We start from the raw sequence: 21,252 nt of genomic DNA, 5'->3' as shown, positions 1-21,252 counted from the left end.
GTCAGCGGCGCTCGGCGAGCAGTTGCTCGACTTCAGCCAGACGTTCCAGGGTGCCGACATCCACCCAGTGCCCACTGAAATGCTCGCCACTGACTTGCCCGGCCGCCATCGCCTGACGCAGCAGCGGCGCCAGCTTGAAAGCACCCGCCTGGCAGTCGGCGAACAGTTGCGGGGCCAGCACGGCAATGCCGCTGTAGGTCAGCGTGTCGACATCGGCATTACCGTCACGGACCTGGCTCTGATCCAGGCAAAAATCGCCCTTGCCATGATGGTCAGGGTTATCCACCAGCACCAGGTGGGCCAGCCCGTTCAGGTTTTTGGGCAGGCGGGCAAAGTCGTATTCGGTCCAGATATCGCCGTTGACCAGCACAAATGGCTCATCGCCCAGCAACGGCAGGGCCTTGAAGATGCCACCGCCGGTTTCCAGCGGCTCGCCTTCCGGCGAGTAACTGATACTCAGGCCCCAGCGTGAACCATCGCCCAAGTGATCTTCGATCTGCTGCCCAAGCCAGGCGTGGTTGATCACCACGTCCTTGAAGCCGGCCGCCGCCAGGGCACGCAGGTGATACTCGATCAGCGGCATGTCGGCCACCGGCACCAGCGGTTTTGGCGTGTGCAGGGTCAGCGGGCGCATCCGCTCGCCCTTGCCCGCGGCGAGAATCATCGCTTTCATGGACGCACTCCGGCAGCGGCCTGAAGGCTCTCGATCAACTCGTCCAGCTCGGCCAGTTCCGGGCGACGGGCGATCACATCATCTATATAGGCAAAGAAGCGCGGCACATCGGCCAGGTAGCGCGGCTTGCCGTCGCGGTGGCAGATACGAGCGAAAATACCGATGACCTTGAGGTGGCGCTGTACGCCCATCAGGTCGCTGGCACGGTGGAAGTCTTCGAAATCGGCCTGCACCGGGATGCCTTTGGCCTGGGCGCGCTGCCAGTAATCCTTCAGCCAGCCCTGCACGCGTGCCTGCGGCCAGCTCAGGAAAGCATCCTTGAACAGGCAGGTGATGTCATAGGTGGTCGGTCCGTATACCGCATCCTGAAAGTCCAGCACGCCGGGGTTCGGCTCGCTGTGCATCAGGTTGCGCGGCATGAAGTCGCGGTGCACCAGCACTTTCGGCTGGGCCAGCGCGCTGTCGATCAGCAGGCTGCTGATACGCTGCCAGGCGGCCAGTTGCGCGTCGTTAAAGCCAAGGCCCAGCTCACGGCCCACGTACCACTCGGGGAACAGCTCAAGCTCGCGACGCAGCAACGCCACGTCGTAGCTTGGCAACGGCGCGTCCATCGGCAACTGCTGGAAGGCCAGCAGCGCTTCGATGGCGTCGTTGAACAGGCCATCGGCATTCTCGGCGTTGATCACATCGAGGTAGGTCTGGGTGCCCAGGTCGCTGAGCAGCAGGAAGCCGCGCTCAAGGTCCTCGGCATGAATAACCGGCACATTGACCTTGGCAGTGGCCAGCAAATGAGCAATATCAACGAACGGCCGGCAGTTTTCCTGCGGCGGTGGCGCATCCATGACAATAAAGCTGTGGCCTTCGGCCTGCCAGCGGAAGTAGCGGCGAAAGCTCGCATCGCTGCTGGCGGCGGTCAGGCTACCCGCGGGAACCGTGCCCCAGCCCTGTTTATGGAACAGGTTTGCCAGCTGCTCGGCGAGCCAGACATTCAGGTGTTGCAAGCGTACATCGTGATCGGGCATTACAAGGGTCTCCGACGGCCCTAGCCGTCAAGCGGGTCATGCTTTATTATCCAGCATCTTTTTCAGACCATCGAGAGGCGTGCGGCCCCACACGCGGGCAGATGGCACGCAGGAAGCCCGGACTAATAAGATGGCATTGAAATCCCCCGCGTTTCGTAAAAAATTCCCGTTGCTGGTCACCGGCGGTTTGCTGGCGATGCAACCTCTGGCCACCCCATACGTGGTTGCCGCAGAGCAGTTCGACTGCCAAGTGTCTGCTGCCGGAGGCTGGGACTGCAAGCCCAAAACCCCAGCCGCCGCACTGCCGCCACGCCCGGTGCATGTCGGTGCCGCTGCCCCCTCGTCCGGTGAAACGCCAGCCGGTACCGGCGAGGTTGCCCAGGAGCAGGGTCAAGGCCCGGTGCTGGTCACCGAAGCCAAAGGCCGCGTGCTGAAGTCCCGCAGCCCCGACGCCAGCCACCTGGACTGGGTGCCGCGCGACCAGCTGACCCCGGCCCAGCTCGCCGAAACCGGGCCTTATTGCGCCGGTGCCTACATCGAACCGACGCGTCCGGGCATGGACGACACCACACCCAAAGACGAATCGCCGACCTTTATCGGCGCCAAGGTCTCGCGCTACCAGCAGGAGCAGCAGATCGCCACCCTCGCCGGTGACGTGGTCATGCGCCAGGGCAGCATGCAGGTCGAGGCCGACGAAGCCAACCTGTACCAGGCCGAGAACCGTGGCGAGCTGAGCGGCAACGTGAAGATTCGCGACAACGGCTCGCTGGTCGTGGGCGATCACGCCGACATCCAGCTGGACACCGGTGAAGCCAAGGTCGACAACGCCGAATACGTGATGCACAAGTCACGTATCCGCGGTAGCGCGCTGTACGCCAAGCGTGCCGAAAACGCCATCATCCGCCTCAAGGACGGTACTTACACCACCTGTGAGCCGAACAGCAACGCCTGGCAGCTCAAGGGCAACAACATTACCCTGAACCCGGCCACCGGCTTCGGTACCGCGACCAACGTTACCCTGCGGGTCAAGGATGTACCGGTGTTCTACACACCTTACATCTACTTCCCGATTGACGATCGTCGCCAGTCCGGCTTCCTGCCGCCGTCGTTCAGCACCAGCAGCGACACCGGCTTCATGCTGGTCACGCCGTACTACTTCAACCTGGCGCCAAACTACGACGCCACCTTGTATCCACGCTACATGGCCAAGCGCGGCATGTTGATGGAAGGCGAGTTCCGCTACCTGACCAAGTCCAGCGAAGGGCAGTTTGGTGGTGCGTACCTGAATGACAAGAATGATGATCGCAAGCTGCAGACTGACTACGAAGACCAGCGCTGGATGGTCAACTGGCAGCATAAAGGCGGGCTGGATTCTCGCCTACTCACCGAAGTCGATTACACCGATATCAGCGACCCGTTCTACTTCCAGGATCTGGAATCGGATCAGATTGGTATTGAAAAACGGGACTTCATCAATCAGCAGGGTGCACTGACCTACCGCGGCGACAGTTATACCGCTCGGCTGAACCTGCACGCCTACGAACTGGCGACTATTTCGCAGATCACCCCATATGATCGACTGCCGCAAATTACCTTCAATGGCATGCTGCCGTATCACCCGGGTGGTTTTGACTTCAGTTATGAAACTGAAGCCGTCCGCTTTGACCGTAACCTGAAGAACGATCTGGTTTTTGACGAAGATGGCAATCCTGATCCTTCTGCCGGCCTCGTACTTGACTCATCCGGCAATACCATTGGTGGCAAGCGACTGGACGAAAACGTCTTCGGTGTAGCCCGTTCGAACGGTACCCGCCTAAATGCAGCGCCGAAGATCAGCCTGCCACTCACGGCTACCTATGGCTACCTGACGCCGTCGCTCAAATACATGACGACACACTACGATCTTGATCTGGATGGTAAAGGCAAGAGCGATCTGGCGGCCGCGTCCCCAGAAACATTGGCACTCCAAGGCGACTTCAGCAGCTCCCAGAACCGGAATGTGCCGATTTTCAGTATCGATAGCGGGCTTTACTTCGATCGCAGCACTCAGTGGTTTGGCAAAAACTACCGGCAGACCTTGGAACCTCGGCTCTTCTATCTGTATGTCCCATATGAAGAGCAGCGGGATATCCCTGTTTTCGACACCAGCGAATACACCTTCAGTTACGCCTCGCTGTTCCGCGACAACCGCTTCTCGGGTATCGACCGCATTGGCGACGAAAACAAACTGTCCCTGGGCGTGACAAACCGCTGGATTGAAGAAAACGGTTTTGAGCGCCAGCGCCTGAGCGTCGGCCAAGCCCTCTACTTCAAAGACCGCAAAGCCCAGCTCCCTGGCATCGCCTTCGAAGATCGCAAGGATGCCAAGTCAGATGTGTCCCCGTACGCTCTCGAGTACGAGTACCGCTTCAACCGCGACTGGCGCTTCAATTCCGACTTCAACTGGGACCCGGACAGCCGCAGCACCCGCTCGGGCAGTGCAATGTTCCACTACCAGCCTGAAAAAGACGTCAACAAAGTGGTCAACCTCGGTTACCGCTATCGCAACGACATGGTCACCTACAACAGCACCACTGGTCGTTGGCAGGTAGGCGGTGGTGATTACGGCACCCCGGGCGATGCTAATTATGTCAAGGACTACTACAAGATCCAGCAACATGACTTCTCGGTCATGTGGCCGATCGTTCCACAGTGGACCGCGATTGCTCGCTGGCAGCATGACTACAACCGCAACCGCACGCTGGAAGCCTTCGGTGGTTTCGAGTATGACAACTGCTGCTGGAAGCTGCGTCTGATCAACCGTTACTGGATCGATTACGACGATTTCAGCCAGGCAACTCCGCAAAACGAAAAAGGCGACCACGGCGTCTTCCTGCAGATTGTGCTGAAAGGCCTCGGCGGCGTAGTGGGCAACAAGGTCGAGTCTTTCCTCGACCAGGGCATTCAAGGTTATCGTACTCGTGAAGACCAAGCTTACTGATTGTCTGCGCCCGCTGTTGCTGGGCGCGGTATTGCTGACCGGCACGGCGCACGCCGCCGTGCAACCCCTGGACAGCGTTGTGGCCATCGTCGACAACGACGTGGTGATGAAAAGCCAGCTGGACAGCCGCGTGCGTGAAGTCCAGCAGACCATCGCCAAGCGTGGTGGCTCCGTGCCGCCCGCCGGCGTGCTGGACCAGCAGGTGCTCGAGCGCCTGATCGTCGAAAACCTGCAATTGCAGATCGGCGATCGCTCGGGTATCCGCATCACCGACGAAGAGCTGAACCAGGCCATCGGTACCATTGCCCAGCGCAACGGTATGAACCTGGAACAGTTCCGCGCGGCCCTGGCTCATGATGGCCTGTCGTACGAAGATGCCCGCGAGCAGGTTCGTCGCGAGATGATCATCAGCCGCGTACGTCAGCGCCGGGTTGCCGAGCGCATTCAGGTCTCGGAGCAGGAAGTGAAGAACTTCCTCGCTTCGGAGCAGGGCCAGATGCAACTGTCGGAAGAATGGCGACTGGCCAACATCCTGATCCCGACGCCGGAAAGCGCCAACTCGGCGCAGATCCAGGCGGCGGCCCAGAAGGCCGGCGAGGTGTACACGCGCCTGAAGAGCGGCGCCGACTTCGGCCAGATGGCAATCGCCAGCTCCGCCAGCGAAAACGCCCTGGAAGGCGGCGAAATGGGCTGGCGTAAAGCCGGTCAGCTACCGCCTGACTTCGCCAAGTTGCTCAGCAGCCTGGACGTCGGCGACGTCACTCAGCCGCTCCGTATCCCTACCGGTTTCATCATCATCAAGATGCAGGAAAAACGTGGCGGCGGCGGAGCCACCATGCGTGACGAAGTGCATGTCCGTCACATCCTGATCAAGCCGAGCGAGATCCGCAGCGAAGCGGCGACCCAGGAGCTGGCCCAACGGCTCTATGACCGTATCCAGAACGGTGAGGACTTCGCCACGCTGGCCAAGAGCTTCTCCGAAGACCCTGGCTCGGCACTCAATGGCGGCGATCTCAACTGGATCGATCCAAGCGCCCTGGTGCCGGAGTTCCGCGAAGAAATGGCCAACGCCCAACAGGGCCAGGTGACCAAGCCGTTCAAGACCCAGTACGGCTGGCACGTCCTTGAAGTGCTGGGCCGGCGTGCCACCGACAGCACCGAGCAAGCCCGCGAGCAACAAGCCATGAACGTGCTGCGTAATCGCAAGTACGATGAAGAGCTGCAGACCTGGCTGCGTCAGATCCGTGACGAAGCCTACGTCGAAATCAAGCTTCCTGGCGCCGATCAGGCCGCGCAGTGAAACCTCAGCGCTTCGCCCTCACACCCGGCGAGCCGGCCGGCATAGGTCCTGACCTGTGCCTGCTGCTCGCCACGCAAGCCCAGCCACACCCCCTGATTGCCATTACCAGCCGTGACCTGCTCGCCGAGCGGGCCGCGCAGCTGGGCGTGGCCGTCAGCCTGTTGCCGGTGAGCCTCGACGCCCTCCCCGACCAGCCCGCGCCCGTGGGCAGCCTGTATGTCTGGGATACGCCGCTGCAAAACCCGGTGGTAGCAGGCCAGCTGGACAAGGCCAACGCCGGGTTCGTGCTGGAAACCCTGACCCGCGCCGGGCAAGGCTGCCTGGACGGGCATTTCGCCGGGATGATCACTGCCCCCGTGCACAAGGGCGTGATCAACGAAAGCGGCATCGCCTTCTCTGGGCATACCGAATTCCTCGCCGACCTGACCAGCACCGCGCAAGTGGTGATGATGCTGGCAACCCGCGGCCTGCGCGTGGCCCTGGTGACGACTCACTTGCCCCTGCGTGACGTTGCCGACGCCATCACCAGCGAACGCCTGGAGCGTGTCACGCGGATCCTGCATGCCGACCTGCAACACAAGTTCGGCATTGCCAACCCGCGCATCCTGGTTTGCGGCCTCAATCCGCACGCCGGCGAAGGTGGCCACCTGGGCCATGAAGAAATAGACACCATCGAACCGACATTGGCGCGCCTGCGCAGCGAGGGCATGGACCTTCGCGGCCCGTTGCCCGCCGACACCCTGTTTACCCCCAAATATCTGGAGCACTGCGACGCAGTGCTGGCGATGTACCACGACCAGGGCCTGCCCGTGCTCAAGTACAAAGGCTTCGGCGCGGCGGTCAATGTGACCCTGGGCCTGCCGATCATCCGCACCTCGGTCGACCATGGCACTGCCCTGGACCTGGCCGGCAGCGGCAAGATCGACACCGGCAGCCTGCAGGTCGCCCTGGAAACCGCCTACCAGATGGCCGAGACCCGAAAATGACCGAGCAATACCAACACAAGGCGCGCAAGCGCTTTGGCCAGAACTTCCTGCACGACGCCGGCGTCATCGACCGCATCCTGCGCTCGATCCACGCCAAGGCCGGCGAGCGCATGCTGGAAATCGGCCCGGGTCAGGGCGCCCTGACTTCCGGCCTGCTGGCGAGCGGCGCACAGCTGGACGTGGTCGAGCTGGACAAAGACCTGGTACCGATTCTCAACCAGCAGTTCGCTAACCGCGACAACTTCCGCCTGCACCAGGGCGATGCGCTGAAGTTCGACTTCACCAGCCTGGGTGCGGCGCCGAACAGCCTGCGCGTGGTCGGCAACCTGCCGTACAACATCTCCACGCCGCTGATCTTCCACTTGCTGGCCAACGCCGAACTGATCCGCGACATGCACTTCATGCTGCAGAAAGAAGTGGTCGAGCGCCTGGCCGCAGGCCCTGGCGGTGGTGACTGGGGCCGCCTGTCGATCATGGTGCAGTACCACTGCCGGGTCGAACACCTGTTCAACGTCGGCCCGGGCGCGTTCAATCCGCCGCCCAAGGTCGATTCGGCGATCGTGCGTCTGGTACCGCACGAAACCCTGCCATTCCCGGCCAAGGACCATCGCCTGCTAGAGCGCATTGTCCGCGAAGCCTTCAACCAGCGCCGCAAGACCCTGCGCAACACTCTCAAGGCCCTGCTCAGCAGCGACGCCATCGAGGCTGCCGGCGTCGATGGCAGCCTGCGTCCGGAGCAACTCGACCTGGCCGCCTTCGTGCGCCTGGCCGACAAGCTGGCCGAGCAACAAGGCGCCGCGTAACGTGCGCCAATGGCCAGTCATGCCCGCATGACTGGCCGGCTACCCCGCCGATAGCCTAGACTGACGCCATCGCCGTATCCGCGTCTGTTGCCAAGGCCCCTTGCATGTCTGATCCCCGTTACCAGATCGACGTCAGCGTCGTGACCCGCTTTCTCAAAGAACAATCCGACCCCGAAAACGACCGTTTCGCCTTCGCCTATACCATCACGGTGAAGAACAACGGCACTGTGCCCGCCAAGCTGATGTCGCGGCACTGGTTGATCACCAACGGTGATGGCCATGTCGAAGAGGTCAAGGGCGCGGGCGTTATCGGCCAGCAACCGCTGATCGAACCTGGCGAAAGCCACACCTACAGCAGCGGCGCGGTGATCAGCACCACGGTCGGCACCATGCAGGGCAGCTACCAGATGTTCGCTGAAGACGGCAAGCGCTTCGACGCCATCATCGCGCCGTTCCGCCTCGCCGTCCCCGGAGCCCTGCACTGATGGCGGTATACGCAGTCGGCGATCTGCAAGGCTGCCTGCAGCCACTCAAGTGCCTGCTCGAGCGGGTTGCCTTCAACCCGAAGGTCGATCGCCTGTGGCTGGTCGGTGACCTGGTCAACCGCGGCCCGGAGTCACTGGAAACCCTGCGCTTCCTTTATTCCATCCGCGAATCGCTGGTGTGCGTACTGGGCAACCATGACCTGCACCTGCTGGCCGCCTGGCACAACATCGAGCGCTTGAAAAAAAGCGACACCCTGCGCGAAATCCTCGATGCCCCGGATGCCGGTGAACTGCTCGACTGGCTGCGCCGGCAAAAGCTGCTGCACTACGACGAGCAGCGCGGCGCAGTGCTGGTGCACGCCGGCATCCCGCCGCAGTGGACCCTGGGCAAGGCCCTGGAGCTGGCAGGCGAAGTGGAGGAAGTGCTGCGCGACGACAACCGTTTAAAGCCCTACCTCGACGGCATGTACGGCAACGAGCCGAACAAGTGGAGCAAGGACCTCAGCGGCGTCACCCGCTTGCGGGTTATCACCAATTACTTCACCCGCATGCGCTTTTGCACCAGCGAAGGCAAGCTCGACCTCAAGGGCAAGGAAGGCGCCGATACCGCCCCGCCTGGCTACAAGCCCTGGTTCGCCCACAAGGGCCGTCGCTCTCGGCATGTGAAGATCATCTTCGGCCACTGGGCGGCGCTTGAAGGCCGCTGCAAGGAGCCCGGGGTCATTGCCCTGGACACCGGCTGCGTCTGGGGCGGCGCGATGACCCTGTACAACGTCGATACCGGCGCATTCCATCGCTGCGAATGTTCCGACCAAGGCACCCCGCGCGCGCAGCCTGCGTCCGCACAACCGGCTAGAATGAACGACCAGTCCTGAAGGAAACCGTACCCATGAGCGAATTCAAACGCATCCCTCCCGAGCAGGCCCAGGCGCTGCGCGAGCAAGGTGCGGTCGTGGTCGATATTCGCGACCCGCAAGCCTTTGCCGCCGGCCACATCACTGGCGCGCAACATCTGGACAACCATTCGGTAGCGGATTTTATTCGCGCCGCTGATCTCGATGCGCCAACCGTGGTGGTCTGCTATCACGGCAACTCCAGCCAGAGCGCTGCCGCTTATCTGATCAGCCAGGGCTTTTCCGACGTCTACAGCCTCGACGGCGGCTTCGAGCTGTGGCGTGGCACCTACCCGACGGAAACCGCCCAGGGCACTGCCGAATAATTTTTTTCACCTCCCGCAGCCCGCGTCCTGTGCGGGCTCGCGCCTGACCAGACGAACGGTCATGGCGAACTTCATGTACAAGCGGCCTTGACCTCCCCGATTACGAACTATCCTTAAGCCCAGGCCATCCAAAAAGGGGAGAGCCGGTACACCGGCGTGCGGGTCATCGGTAGCGAGTTCTAGGTGTTCTGGGGGGTATACAGCAATTGGCAGTGCCGATTGCATGCCAGCATCAGCTGACTGATCCGGCGTCGGCTCCACGTATCGAGCGAGGTGACGTCATGAGTATTTTTAGCCACTTCCAACAACGTTTCGAGTCCACCCGTCAGGAAGAACTTTCGCTGCAAGAGTACCTTGAGCTCTGCAAAAGCGATCGCAGCGCTTACGCGTCGGCGGCCGAACGCCTGTTGATGGCCATCGGTGAGCCAGAACTGGTCGACACCTCGAACAACTCAAGGCTGTCGCGCATCTTCTCCAACAAGGTGATCCGCCGCTATCCGGCCTTTGAAGACTTCCATGGCATGGAAGAATGCATCGACCAGATCGTGTCCTATTTCCGCCATGCCGCCCAGGGCCTGGAAGAGAAGAAACAAATCCTCTATCTGCTCGGCCCGGTAGGTGGCGGCAAGTCTTCCCTGGCCGAAAAGCTCAAACAACTGATGGAGAAGGTGCCCTTCTATGCCATCAAGGGCTCGCCGGTATTCGAGTCGCCCTTGGGGCTGTTCAACGCTACCGAAGACGGCGCCATTCTCGAAGAAGACTTCGGCATCCCGCGGCGCTACCTGAACACCATCATGTCGCCCTGGGCGACCAAGCGACTGGCCGAATTCGGGGGCGATATCAGCCAGTTCAAGGTAGTCAAACTCTACCCGTCGATCCTCAACCAGATCGCCGTGGCCAAGACCGAACCGGGTGACGAGAACAACCAGGATATTTCCGCTCTGGTGGGTAAGGTCGATATCCGCAAACTGGAGGAATACCCACAGAACGACGCCGACGCCTACAGCTACTCGGGCGCATTGTGCCGGGCCAACCAGGGCCTGATGGAATTCGTCGAGATGTTCAAGGCGCCGATCAAGGTCCTGCACCCGTTGCTGACGGCCACCCAGGAAGGTAACTACAACAGCACCGAAGGCCTCGGTGCGATCCCCTACTCCGGGATCCTGCTGGCCCACTCCAACGAATCGGAATGGCACAGCTTCCGCAACAACAAGAACAACGAAGCCTTCATCGACCGGATCTACATCGTCAAGGTGCCGTACTGCCTGCGGGTCAGCGACGAAATCAAGATCTACGACAAGCTGCTGTTCAACAGCTCGCTGGCCAAAGCCCATTGCGCCCCCGACACCCTGAAGATGCTGGCGCAGTTCACCGTGCTGTCGCGGCTCAAAGAACCGGAAAACTCGAACATTTACTCAAAAATGCGCGTGTATGACGGCGAAAACCTCAAGGATACCGATCCCAAGGCCAAGTCGATCCAGGAGTACCGCGACGCGGCCGGGGTGGACGAAGGCATGAACGGCCTGTCGACCCGCTTTGCCTTCAAGATCCTCTCCAAGGTGTTCAACTTCGACCCCCATGAGATTGCCGCCAACCCGGTGCACCTGCTGTATGTGCTGGAACAGCAGATCGAACAGGAACAATTCCCGGCCGAAGTGCGTGAACGCTACCTGCGCTATCTGAAGGAATACCTGGCACCACGCTACATCGAGTTCATCGGCAAGGAAATCCAGACCGCTTACCTGGAGTCCTACAGCGAATACGGGCAGAACATCTTCGACCGCTACGTGCTGTATGCCGACTTCTGGATCCAGGACCAGGAGTACCGCGACCCGGAAACTGGCGAGATCCTTAACCGCATCGCCCTCAACGAAGAGCTGGAGAAGATCGAGAAGCCGGCCGGCATCAGCAATCCGAAGGATTTCCGCAACGAGATCGTCAACTTCGTGTTGCGCGCCCGGGCCAACAACAACGGCAAGAACCCGACCTGGCTCAGCTACGAAAAACTGCGGGTGGTGATCGAGAAGAAAATGTTCTCCAACACCGAAGACCTGTTGCCGGTCATCAGCTTCAACGCCAAGGCCAGCAAAGAGGATCAACAGAAACACAACGACTTCGTCACCCGAATGGTGGAACGCGGCTACACAGACAAGCAAGTTCGGCTGCTCTCGGAATGGTACCTGCGGGTCAGGAAATCGCAATAAGCGGCAAGCGGCAAGCTGTCAGCTGCAAGCCGCGCACGTATGTCGAATGCGTGCCGTGCTTGCGGGGACAGCGGTGATCCAACTTGAAGCTTGAAGCTTACAGCTTGCAGCTACCGCCTACTCCCGGAGGGGCCTATGAGCTATGTGATCGACCGACGCCTGAACGGCAAGAACAAGAGCACGGTCAACCGCCAGCGCTTTTTGCGGCGTTACCGTGACCACATCAAGAAGGCCGTCGAGGAGGCAGTGAGCCGGCGCTCCATCACCGACATGGAGCATGGCGAGCAGATCAGCATTCCCGGTCGCGACATCGACGAGCCGGTGTTGCACCATGGCCGTGGCGGCAAGCAAACGGTTGTGCACCCAGGCAACAAGGAGTTCACTGCTGGCGAGCGTATCGCCCGTCCGCAAGGGGGCGGGGGTGGCGGTGGCCGTGGCAAGGCCGGCAACTCAGGCGAAGGCATGGACGAGTTCGTCTTCCAGATCACCCAGGAAGAATTTCTCGAGTTCATGTTCGAAGACCTCGAACTGCCCAACCTGGTCAAACGGCACCTGACCGGCACCGACACTTTCAAAACCGTGCGCGCCGGTATCAGCAACGAAGGCAACCCGTCGCGCATCAACATTATCCGCACCCTGCGTTCGGCCCATGCCCGGCGCATCGCCCTGTCCGGCAGCAGCCGGGCAAAGCTACGCGAAGCCCAGGAGGAACTGGCGCGACTCAAACGAGAAGAACCAGACAACTTCGGCGATATTCAGGAAATTGAAGCAGAAATAGAGCGACTGAGTGCGCGCATCCATCGCGTGCCGTTCCTCGACACCTTCGACCTCAAGTACAACCTGCTGGTCAAGCAACCCAACCCCAGCTCCAAGGCGGTGATGTTCTGCCTGATGGACGTTTCCGGTTCCATGACCCAGGCCACCAAGGACATTGCCAAGCGCTTCTTCATCCTCCTGTACCTGTTTCTCAAGCGAAACTACGACAAGATCGAAGTGGTATTCATCCGCCACCACACCAGCGCCCGCGAAGTGGATGAAGAGGAGTTTTTCTATTCCCGGGAAACCGGCGGCACCATCGTCTCCAGCGCCCTGAAGCTGATGCAGGAGATCATGGCTGAACGCTACCCGGCCAATGAATGGAACATCTACGCGGCCCAGGCCTCGGACGGTGACAACTGGAACGACGACTCGCCGATCTGCCGCGAGATCCTCACCAATCAGATCATGCCGTTCGTCCAGTATTACACTTACGTTGAGATCACCCCTCGCGAACATCAGGCATTGTGGTACGAGTATGAGCGTATCGGCGAAGCCTATGCCGATACGTTCGCCCAGCAGCAGCTGGTGTCGGCCGGCGATATCTATCCGGTCTTCCGTGAACTCTTCCAGCGCAGGTTAGTGACATGACCGCTAGAGAGCAGAAGCGCCATCCCATTTCTACCGGGTCCGAATGGACATTCGAACTGATCCAGGCCTATGACCGGGAAATCAGCCGCCTGGCCGAGCGCTATGCCCTGGACACCTACCCCAACCAGATCGAGGTGATCACCGCCGAGCAGATGATGGACGCCTACGCCTCCGTCGGCATGCCCCTGGGCTATCACCACTGGTCCTACGGCAAGCACTTCCTCAGCACTGAAAAGTCTTATAGCCGCGGTCAGATGGGCCTGGCCTACGAAATCGTGATCAATTCCGACCCCTGCATCGCCTACCTGATGGAAGAAAACACCATCTGCATGCAGGCGCTGGTGGTCGCCCATGCCTGCTACGGGCACAACAGCTTCTTCAAGGGCAACTACCTGTTCCGCACCTGGACCGACGCCAGTTCGATCATCGATTACCTGGTGTTCGCCAAGCAGTACATCACCCAGTGTGAAGAGCGCCACGGCATCGATGCCGTGGAAGACCTGCTCGACTCCTGCCACGCCCTGATGAACTACGGCGTTGACCGCTACAAGCGGCCCTACCCGATCTCTGCCGAAGAAGAGCGGCGCCGGCAGAAGGAGCGCGAAGAACACCTGCAGAAACAGATCAACGACCTGTGGCGCACCATTCCCAAGGGCGCCGACAAGAATAGCGATCGCGACAACGCACGCTTCCCGGCCGAACCCCAGGAGAACATCCTCTACTTCATCGAGAAACACGCGCCATTGCTCGAGCCCTGGCAGCGTGAAATCGTGCGCATCGTGCGCAAGATCGCCCAGTACTTCTACCCGCAGCGCCAGACTCAGGTGATGAACGAAGGCTGGGCGACCTTCTGGCACTACACCCTGATGAACGACCTGTACGATGAAGGCCTGGTCACCGAAGGCTTCATGATGGAGTTCCTGCAGTCACACACCAGCGTGGTGTTCCAGCCCGGCTTCGACAGCCCCTACTACAGTGGCATCAACCCCTACGCCCTGGGTTTCGCCATGTACCGCGACATCCGCCGCATGTGCGAACACCCTACCGAAGAGGACCGCCGCTGGTTCCCCGACATCGCCGGCAGCGACTGGCTGTCGACCATCAAGTTCGCCATGAGCAGCTTCAAGGATGAAAGCTTCATTCTCCAGTACCTGTCACCCACGGTGATCCGCGACCTCAAGCTGTTCAGCATCCTCGATGACGACCAGCGCGAGGACCTGTTGGTGCCAGCCATCCATGACGAAAGTGGCTACCGGATCATCCGCGAGACCCTGGCCGCCCAGTACAACCTCGGCAACCGCGAACCCAACGTGCAGATCTGGAGCATCGACCGCCGTGGCGACCGCTCCCTGACCCTGCGTCACCAACAACACGACCGCAAACCCCTGGGTGACTCCACCGAAGAAGTTCTCAAGCACCTGCACCGCCTCTGGGGCTTTGATATCCACCTGGAAACCCTGCAGGGCGACCAGGTGATGAAAACCCACCACGTGCCGCCCAGAGGCGAGCACGGCGAAGCGGACTATGGTCGCCTGGACCTGGCTGTAGTGCACCTCTAGCACGCCCTCCGTAGCTGCCAGACAGGTTATCCTGTGGCATCAACGGAGGTTCTACATGCAGATCTACAAAGTCGGCGGCGCGGTACGCGACCGTCTGCTCGGCAGGCCGGTCAGTGATATCGACTGGGTCGTGGTCGGCGCCACGGCGGAACAAATGCAAAACTTGGGTTATCGCCCGGTAGGGGCGGATTTCCCGGTGTTCCTGCACCCCAAAAGCGGCGAGGAATACGCCCTGGCGCGCACCGAGCGCAAGAGCGGGCGCGGCTATGGCGGCTTCACTTTTCACGCCAGCCCCGAGGTCACCCTTGAAGAAGACCTGATCCGTCGCGACCTGACCATCAATGCCATGGCCGAAGATGACCAGGGCAATGTCTGCGATCCGTATAACGGCAAAAGGGATCTAGAAGCCCGCATCTTGCGTCATGTATCCCCGGCGTTCGCCGAAGATCCATTGCGCGTGCTGCGCGTTGCCCGCTTTGCTGCGCGGTATGCCGGCTTGGGGTTCACCGTGGCCCCGGAAACCATTGAGCTGATGCGCGAACTCAGCGAATCAGGCGAGCTGCAGGCCCTGACCGCCGAGCGCAGCTGGAAGGAAATCGCCCGGGCACTGATGGAAGATCAACCCCAGGTGTTCATCCAGGTGCTGCGCGATTGCGGCGCCCTCAAGCAGCTGATGCCTGAACTCGATGCGCTGTTCGGTGTGCCGCAGCCTGAGGCTCATCACCCGGAAATCGACAGCGGTATCCACACCCTCTCGGTGCTCGAACAAGCCGCCCTGCACCAACAGCCCCTGAGCGTGCGCTGGGCCTGTTTGCTGCATGACCTGGGCAAGGGCCTTACCCCTGAAGAGGAATGGCCGCGACACATAGCTCACGAGCAACGCGGGCTGAAATTGATCAAGGCGGTGAACCAGCGCTTCAAGGCCCCCCGCGAGTGCCAGGAGCTGGCTTTGCTGGTGGGTGAGTACCACACACACTGTCATCGGGCGCTGGAGCTGCGGGCCTCGACCTTGCTGGAATTGCTGCAAAGCTTCGACGTGTACCGTCGGCCACAGCGATTCGAGGAATTCATCGCTGCGTGCGAGATGGACGCCCGGGGCCGCAAAGGGCTGGAGCAACGTGAATATCCACAGGCGGACTATCTGCGCGGCGCGGCAGCGGCGGCGCGAGCGGTGCAGGTGCAGCCACTGGTGCAGAGGGGCCTGGCTGGGCAGGCGCTGGGCGAGGCGCTCAAGGGCGAGCGGCTGAAGGCGTTGAAGGCGTACAAGGACGGCGCCAAGCCGTAATGCGTGTCGCCTTCATCGCTGGCAAGCCAGCTCCCACAGGGCCTGCCTACACCGGACCTTGTGGGAGCTGGCTTGCCAGCGATGGGGTCAAAACCTGGTTAGCTGCTGCCCACGCCACTCGAAGGGCACCGGCGCGAGCACTTGCTCGATCTGCGCCTCGACCCACAGCTGGCCCATGGTTTTCCCGGCGCCCGGATGCATCAGCTCAGGCGCAATCAACGCCAGCGGCCACAACACAAATGCGTTCCTGAGGATCTCCGCCCGCGGCAACACCAGCCCGTCAAAGCTGCCATGCAGGTCGTTGTACATCAGCACATCGATATCCAGCGGCAGGCCCTTGCGCTCGGGGGCATAGCGGCCATTGTCGGCCTCGATGAACTTGAGCCGGCGGTCCAGCTCCATCAGTGGCAGCTCGGTCAGGCCGGTGACCACCAGATTGAAGAACGGTCCGCTCTTGATCCCCACCGCCTGACTCTCGAACACTGCCGAGCAACGCATGCCCGCAAGCATCCCGGCCAAGGCGTCGAGCCCGGCAGTCAGATGCCGTTCGCGCTCGATATTACTGCCCAGCCCGAGGTAAACCCTGTTCAGAGACATCCGCGCTCGATCTCCACGCCCACCCCACTGGCGGCAGGTACCGCGCCTGGCTTGGTCAGCTTCAGGCGTAACCAGGGGATCTGGAACTCGCTCATCAGCACCGCCGCCAGACGCTCGGCGAAGGTCTCTACCAACTGGAATTCGGACTGCTCGGCAAATGCCTGGATGCGCGCCGAGACGCTGGCGTAGTCCAGGGCCTTGGTCAGGTCGTCACCGGCTGCTGCGGGGCGATTGTCCCAGGCAAAACTCAGGTCCAGACGCAGGCACTGGCGAATTCCGCGCTCCCAGTCATAGGCGCCGATCACGGTATCGACTTCCAGCCCCTCGATGAACACTCTGTCCAAGCACTTCTCTCCACAGCACGACAAGGGCGCGTTGCGCCGTTAGAATCAGGGCGTCCTCGCCCGGAATGGTTAGCATGTTTTGGTTACTGGCGCTGTGCGCCTACCTGCTCGGCTCTCTGTCCTTTGCCATCGTCCTCAGCCGCCTCAATGGCAGCCCGGACCCGCGCATGAGCGGTTCAGGCAATGCCGGTGCAACCAACATGCTACGCCTGGCCGGCCGCAAACTGGCGGTCCTGACCCTGCTTGGCGACTTGTGCAAGGGCCTGGTGCCCGTGCTGATCGCCAATCTTGCTGGCCTCGACCTGCAACAACAGGCCTGGATCGGCGTGTGCGCGGTGATTGGCCATCTGTTCCCGGTGTACTTCCGCTTTCGCGGCGGCAAAGGCGTCGCCACCGCTGCCGGCATGCTGCTGGGGCTCTACCCGCCAGCCGCCTTGCTGGCCATCAGCGCGTGGCTGCTGACCTTCCTCCTGACCCGCACCAGCTCGCTGGCGGCCCTGGTGGCAACGCCCCTGACCTTGCCGTTACTAGCCTGGCGCGAACCGGAAGCGCTTTTGCCGATCAGCGTGCTGACAGTGCTGATCGTCTGGCGCCACCGCGGCAATCTACGCGACCTTTTCGCCGGACGCGAACGGCATTTCTGAATCCACTGCATGAGCAACGCTCAGCTTCACAGCGGCGCCAGCTGCTCCATCGGCCAGCGGGCCTGCACGCTGATCGCCAGGCTTTCCTGCTGCCCGGCAGCCAGACGCTGGCAGCCGGCATAGGCAATCATTGCGCCGTTATCGGTGCAAAACTGCGGCCGGGCGTAGTACACATTGCCCTTGATGCCGGCCAGCATGTCTTCCAGCGAAGCGCGCAAAGCCTTGTTGGCACTGACGCCGCCAGCGATCACCAGGCGCTTGAGGCCGGTCTGCTTCAGCGCACGCTTGCACTTGATGGTCAAAGTCTCCACCACCGCCTGCTGGAAGGCCAGCGACACGTCGCAACGAGTTTGTTCGCCGTCGTCTCCAGCACTCTGGCAGCGCTGCCAGGTGTTGAGGGCGAAGGTTTTCAAACCACTGAAGCTGAAATCAAGACCGGGGCGATCGGTCATCGGCCGCGGGAACACGAAGCGCCCAGGCACGCCCTGGGTCGCCAGGCGGGCGATCTCCGGGCCACCCGGGTAGTTCAGGCCCATCAGCTTGGCGGTCTTGTCGAAAGCTTCGCCAGCGGCGTCATCGAGGGTCTCGCCGAGCAGTTCGTAACGGCCGATACCATCGACCCGCACCAACTGGGTATGCCCGCCCGACACTAGCAAGGCGACGAACGGGAACTCCGGCGGCTGCTCTTCGAGCATCGGCGCGAGCAGATGGCCTTCCATGTGGTGTACGCCCAATGCCGGAATGCCCCAGGCAAAAGCCAGGGCCTGGGCACAGGAAGCGCCCACCAGCAGAGCGCCGACCAGGCCAGGGCCTGCGGTATAGGCGATGGCATCGATCTCGGTGGCGACGCAGTCGGCTTCGGCCAGCACCTGGCGGATCAACGGCAGCATGCGCTTGACGTGATCACGCGAGGCCAGCTCCGGCACTACCCCGCCATAAACGCGGTGCAGGTCGATCTGACTGAACAATGCATCGGCCAAAAGGCCGCGCTCACTGTCGTATAATGCGACGCCGGTTTCGTCGCAGGATGTTTCCAATCCCAGTACTAGCATGGGTCCGTGCCTTGTTGAGGCTGAATTCGAAGGCGCGCATGATAGTCCCCGCTCCCGACGCCGACCAGCGGTTTTCGATCAGAGGCTTTGCATTCCGGTCGGCTAAGGGTTAACATCCGCAACCCTTAAAAACCGACGTTCTCCAGCGCACATTTTTGCCACGAGTTCGTTGACCCCGGTAATGAATGAAGGTAGCTCTGGATGCCAGCCGTCAAAGTTAAAGAGAATGAACCCTTCGACGTAGCTCTGCGTCGTTTCAAGCGCTCCTGCGAAAAAGCCGGTGTTCTGGCTGAAGTTCGTAGCCGCGAATTTTACGAGAAGCCGACTTCTGAGCGTAAGCGCAAAGCAGCAGCCGCTGTTAAACGTCACGCCAAGAAAGTTCAGCGCGAACAGCGCCGCGCCGTTCGCCTGTACTAATACAGTCGTCCGTCGCAAGCTTCTGCCTCGCCCGGCCCAAAGCCGGGCTGCCGGCAGTCGTTGCTTGATCCTTTGGCCTTCGGGCCCAAGGCGTCCTGCTGCCCTGCAGCATGGACAACCTGCCTGAATCGTCAGAACTGGCCTCAACGCCAGCTGTGCACGTCCTTCCTGACGAGCCTTCACCGGCTGCAGACGAGCACGTCTTTCCGTATTTTGTGTTACGCCATTCGACATCGCTCGAACGCGCAGCCGTTCCCGCCGCATTAGCGATTACACTTGCTTATCGCCTGATGATGAGAGTGCCATGGCCGGGCTGATTCCCCAGAGTTTTATCGACGACCTGCTTAACCGTACCGACATCGTCGATGTGGTGAGTTCGCGTGTGCAGCTGAAAAAAGCTGGCAAGAACCTCACGGCCTGCTGCCCGTTCCACAAGGAAAAAACCCCGTCCTTCAGCGTCAGCCCCGACAAACAGTTCTATTACTGCTTTGGCTGCGGCGCGGGCGGCAACGCCCTTGGCTTTATCATGGACCACGACAACCTGGATTTCCCCCAGGCTGTCGAGGAACTGGCCAAGGCCGCCGGCATGGAGGTCCCCCGCGAAGAAAGCGGGCGCAGCCACAAACCCCGGCAACCGGTCGATTCACCCCTGTACCCGCTGCTTGACGCCGCCGCCGACTTTTATCGCCAGGCGCTGCGCAGCCACCCGACACGCAAATCGGCCGTCGACTACCTCAAGGGCCGCGGCCTGTCCGGTGAGATCGCCCGCGATTTCGGCTTGGGCTTTGCTCCGCCAGGCTGGGACAACCTGTTCAAGCACCTGAGCAGCGATACCTTGCAGCAAAAGGCCATGATCGATGCCGGCCTGCTGGTCGAGAACGCCGAGTCCGGCAAGCGCTACGACCGCTTCCGTGACCGGGTGATGTTCCCGATCCGAGACAGCCGTGGCCGGGTCATTGCCTTCGGCGGCCGGGTGTTGGGCGACGACAAGCCCAAGTACCTGAACTCCCCGGAAACCCCGGTGTTCCACAAGGGCCAGGAGCTGTACGGGCTTTACGAGGCGCGCAAGTTCAACCGCAACCTCGATGAGATCATCGTGGTCGAAGGCTACATGGACGTCATCGCCCTCGCGCAGCAAGGCTTGCGCAATGCGGTGGCCACCCTGGGCACGGCCACCAGCGAAGAACACCTCAAGCGCCTGTTTCGCGTGGTGCCGAACGTGCTGTTCTGTTTCGACGGCGACCAGGCCGGCCGCAATGCTGCCTGGCGCGCCCTGGAAGCAACGCTTTCGAGCCTGCAGGACGGACGCAAGGCGCGCTTTCTATTTTTACCCGAAGGCGAAGACCCGGACACCCTGGTACGCGCCGAAGGCACTGACGCCTTCCGCGCCCGCATAAACCAGCATGCACAGCCGCTGGCCGATTACTTTTTCCAGCAGTTGACCGAGGAAGCCGACCCGCGCTCGCTCGAGGGCAAGGCGCACATGGCCACCCTCGCTGCACCGTTGATCGAAAAAGTGCCCGGGGCCAACCTGCGTGCACTGATGCGCAATCGCCTCAAGGAAATCACCGGGCTGGACAACCAGCAGGTCGAACAACTGGCGCACAGTGCGCCGGCAGAAGCACCACCCAGTTACGACCCGGGCATCGATTACGACGCCATTCCCGACTACACGCCGGATTACGGCGATTTTCATCAGCCCGAGTACGCGCCAGCGCAACAGCAGTGGACGCCGAACAAGGGCGGCAAGAAAAAATGGGACGGCAAGCCGTGGGACAAGAAGGGCAAACCCTGGGAGCGCAATGGCCAGCGCCAGGATCCGCCGCCACGGGTACCGACCTCGGTAGAACCGCCGACCTTGAGCGCCCTGCGCACCCTGCTTCATCACCCGCAGCTGGCGAAAAAGGTCGAGGATGCCAGCCAATTGGCGGCCGAAGAACACGTCTACGCCCAGCTGCTGGTGGCCCTGCTGGAGGCGCTGCAGAAAAATCCTGAACTACGCTCACTACAGTTGATCGCCCGCTGGCACGGCACCGAACAAGGCCGCCTGCTCAGGGCTTTGGCAGAGAAGGAATGGCTGATCGATGCCGACAACCTTGAACAACAGTTTTTCGACACTATAACTAGCTTGTCCGCTCGCCAACGCGAGCGCAGCCTGGAACATCTGCTCAGGAAAGCACGTCAAAGTGACTTGAGCGCAGAGGAAAAAAATCAGCTGCGTGACCTGTTAAGCCGGAATGTTCCCGCACAAACCCCGACCTCAACTGGCGCGTGA

General features: G+C 61.3%; 19 protein-coding genes. 14 read left to right on the top strand and 5 right to left on the bottom strand.

Going from position 1 to position 21,252, the window contains the following annotated elements; genetic code table 11:
- Window position 1: 1 nt before the first annotated feature.
- Together murU and JV241A_RS01795 are read right to left on the bottom strand one after the other, a co-directional pair.
- Entirely contained in the window at window positions 2–673 is a 672-nt protein-coding gene (murU, locus tag JV241A_RS01800) for an N-acetylmuramate alpha-1-phosphate uridylyltransferase MurU (protein WP_115085036.1), read from the bottom strand.
- Complete coding sequence (locus tag JV241A_RS01795) at window positions 670–1,695, bottom strand: phosphotransferase (RefSeq protein WP_115085035.1); 1,026 nt, start codon at window positions 1,693–1,695, stop codon at window positions 670–672. Before JV241A_RS01795 ends, murU begins: the two co-directional genes overlap by 4 nt.
- A gap of 130 nt (window positions 1,696–1,825) precedes the next feature.
- Between JV241A_RS01795 and JV241A_RS01790 the strand changes: the two genes are divergently transcribed.
- The 11 genes from JV241A_RS01790 (at window position 1,826) to JV241A_RS01740 (ending at window position 15,923) form a co-directional block, all read left to right on the top strand.
- Complete coding sequence (locus JV241A_RS01790) at window positions 1,826–4,675, top strand: LPS-assembly protein LptD (protein WP_134061270.1); 2,850 nt, start codon at window positions 1,826–1,828, stop codon at window positions 4,673–4,675.
- Window positions 4,656–5,975 carry a peptidylprolyl isomerase gene (locus JV241A_RS01785; protein WP_115085033.1) on the top strand — a complete coding sequence of 440 codons (1,320 nt, stop codon included), beginning with the start codon at window positions 4,656–4,658 and terminating at the stop codon, window positions 5,973–5,975. The genes JV241A_RS01790 and JV241A_RS01785 overlap by 20 nt, the downstream gene beginning before the upstream one ends.
- A complete protein-coding gene (gene pdxA, locus JV241A_RS01780) occupies window positions 5,972–6,961 on the top strand; it encodes a 4-hydroxythreonine-4-phosphate dehydrogenase PdxA (protein ID WP_134061269.1) in 990 nt (329 codons plus the stop codon). Before JV241A_RS01785 ends, pdxA begins: the two co-directional genes overlap by 4 nt.
- Window positions 6,958–7,764 (top strand): 16S rRNA (adenine(1518)-N(6)/adenine(1519)-N(6))-dimethyltransferase RsmA, encoded by an 807-nt coding sequence (gene rsmA / locus JV241A_RS01775; protein ID WP_115085031.1) that lies wholly within the window; start codon window positions 6,958–6,960, stop codon window positions 7,762–7,764. The genes pdxA and rsmA overlap by 4 nt, the downstream gene beginning before the upstream one ends.
- 104 nt (window positions 7,765–7,868) lie before the next feature.
- Window positions 7,869–8,249 (top strand): Co2+/Mg2+ efflux protein ApaG, encoded by a 381-nt coding sequence (gene apaG, locus JV241A_RS01770; protein WP_115085030.1) that lies wholly within the window; start codon window positions 7,869–7,871, stop codon window positions 8,247–8,249.
- The gene (locus tag JV241A_RS01765) at window positions 8,249–9,124 is read left to right on the top strand and encodes a symmetrical bis(5'-nucleosyl)-tetraphosphatase (protein WP_115085029.1); all 876 of its coding nucleotides are present in this window, start codon (window positions 8,249–8,251) and stop codon (window positions 9,122–9,124) included. Before apaG ends, JV241A_RS01765 begins: the two co-directional genes overlap by 1 nt.
- A gap of 14 nt (window positions 9,125–9,138) precedes the next feature.
- Entirely contained in the window at window positions 9,139–9,468 is a 330-nt protein-coding gene (glpE, locus tag JV241A_RS01760; RefSeq protein ID WP_115085028.1) for a thiosulfate sulfurtransferase GlpE, read from the top strand.
- Window positions 9,469–9,749: 281 nt separating this feature from the next.
- The gene (locus tag JV241A_RS01755) at window positions 9,750–11,672 is read left to right on the top strand and encodes a PrkA family serine protein kinase (protein ID WP_028942155.1); all 1,923 of its coding nucleotides are present in this window, start codon (window positions 9,750–9,752) and stop codon (window positions 11,670–11,672) included.
- A gap of 135 nt (window positions 11,673–11,807) precedes the next feature.
- Window positions 11,808–13,079 (top strand): YeaH/YhbH family protein, encoded by a 1,272-nt coding sequence (locus tag JV241A_RS01750; protein ID WP_115085027.1) that lies wholly within the window; start codon window positions 11,808–11,810, stop codon window positions 13,077–13,079.
- Entirely contained in the window at window positions 13,076–14,638 is a 1,563-nt protein-coding gene (locus JV241A_RS01745) for a SpoVR family protein (RefSeq protein WP_038998436.1), read from the top strand. The genes JV241A_RS01750 and JV241A_RS01745 overlap by 4 nt, the downstream gene beginning before the upstream one ends.
- 55 nt (window positions 14,639–14,693) lie before the next feature.
- Entirely contained in the window at window positions 14,694–15,923 is a 1,230-nt protein-coding gene (locus tag JV241A_RS01740) for a multifunctional CCA addition/repair protein (protein WP_134061268.1), read from the top strand.
- Window positions 15,924–16,010: 87 nt separating this feature from the next.
- Here the strand turns inward: JV241A_RS01740 and folK are convergent, their stop codons facing one another.
- Window positions 16,011–16,520, bottom strand: a complete 510-nt coding sequence (gene folK, locus JV241A_RS01735; protein WP_115085025.1) for a 2-amino-4-hydroxy-6-hydroxymethyldihydropteridine diphosphokinase — start codon at window positions 16,518–16,520, stop codon at window positions 16,011–16,013.
- Window positions 16,511–16,864, bottom strand: a complete 354-nt coding sequence (folB, locus tag JV241A_RS01730; protein WP_115085024.1) for a dihydroneopterin aldolase — start codon at window positions 16,862–16,864, stop codon at window positions 16,511–16,513. Before folB ends, folK begins: the two co-directional genes overlap by 10 nt.
- A gap of 74 nt (window positions 16,865–16,938) precedes the next feature.
- Between folB and plsY the strand changes: the two genes are divergently transcribed.
- Window positions 16,939–17,508, top strand: a complete 570-nt coding sequence (plsY, locus tag JV241A_RS01725) for a glycerol-3-phosphate 1-O-acyltransferase PlsY (protein ID WP_166675631.1) — start codon at window positions 16,939–16,941, stop codon at window positions 17,506–17,508.
- 26 nt (window positions 17,509–17,534) lie between these two features.
- Here the strand turns inward: plsY and tsaD are convergent, their stop codons facing one another.
- Window positions 17,535–18,560 (bottom strand): tRNA (adenosine(37)-N6)-threonylcarbamoyltransferase complex transferase subunit TsaD, encoded by a 1,026-nt coding sequence (tsaD, locus tag JV241A_RS01720; RefSeq protein WP_115085022.1) that lies wholly within the window; start codon window positions 18,558–18,560, stop codon window positions 17,535–17,537.
- 201 nt (window positions 18,561–18,761) lie between these two features.
- Between tsaD and rpsU the strand changes: the two genes are divergently transcribed.
- Window positions 18,762–18,977 (top strand): 30S ribosomal protein S21, encoded by a 216-nt coding sequence (gene rpsU / locus JV241A_RS01715; RefSeq protein ID WP_002551877.1) that lies wholly within the window; start codon window positions 18,762–18,764, stop codon window positions 18,975–18,977.
- 304 nt (window positions 18,978–19,281) lie between these two features.
- Complete coding sequence (dnaG, locus tag JV241A_RS01710; protein WP_134061266.1) at window positions 19,282–21,252, top strand: DNA primase; 1,971 nt, start codon at window positions 19,282–19,284, stop codon at window positions 21,250–21,252.

The organism is Pseudomonas sp. JV241A, assembly GCF_900275665.1.
In the GTDB taxonomy this organism is placed as follows: Bacteria; Pseudomonadota; Gammaproteobacteria; order Pseudomonadales; family Pseudomonadaceae; genus Aquipseudomonas; species Aquipseudomonas wadenswilerensis.
Note: the sequence above shows the minus strand (reverse complement) of the source record. Positions and strands in the feature narration are given on the sequence as shown.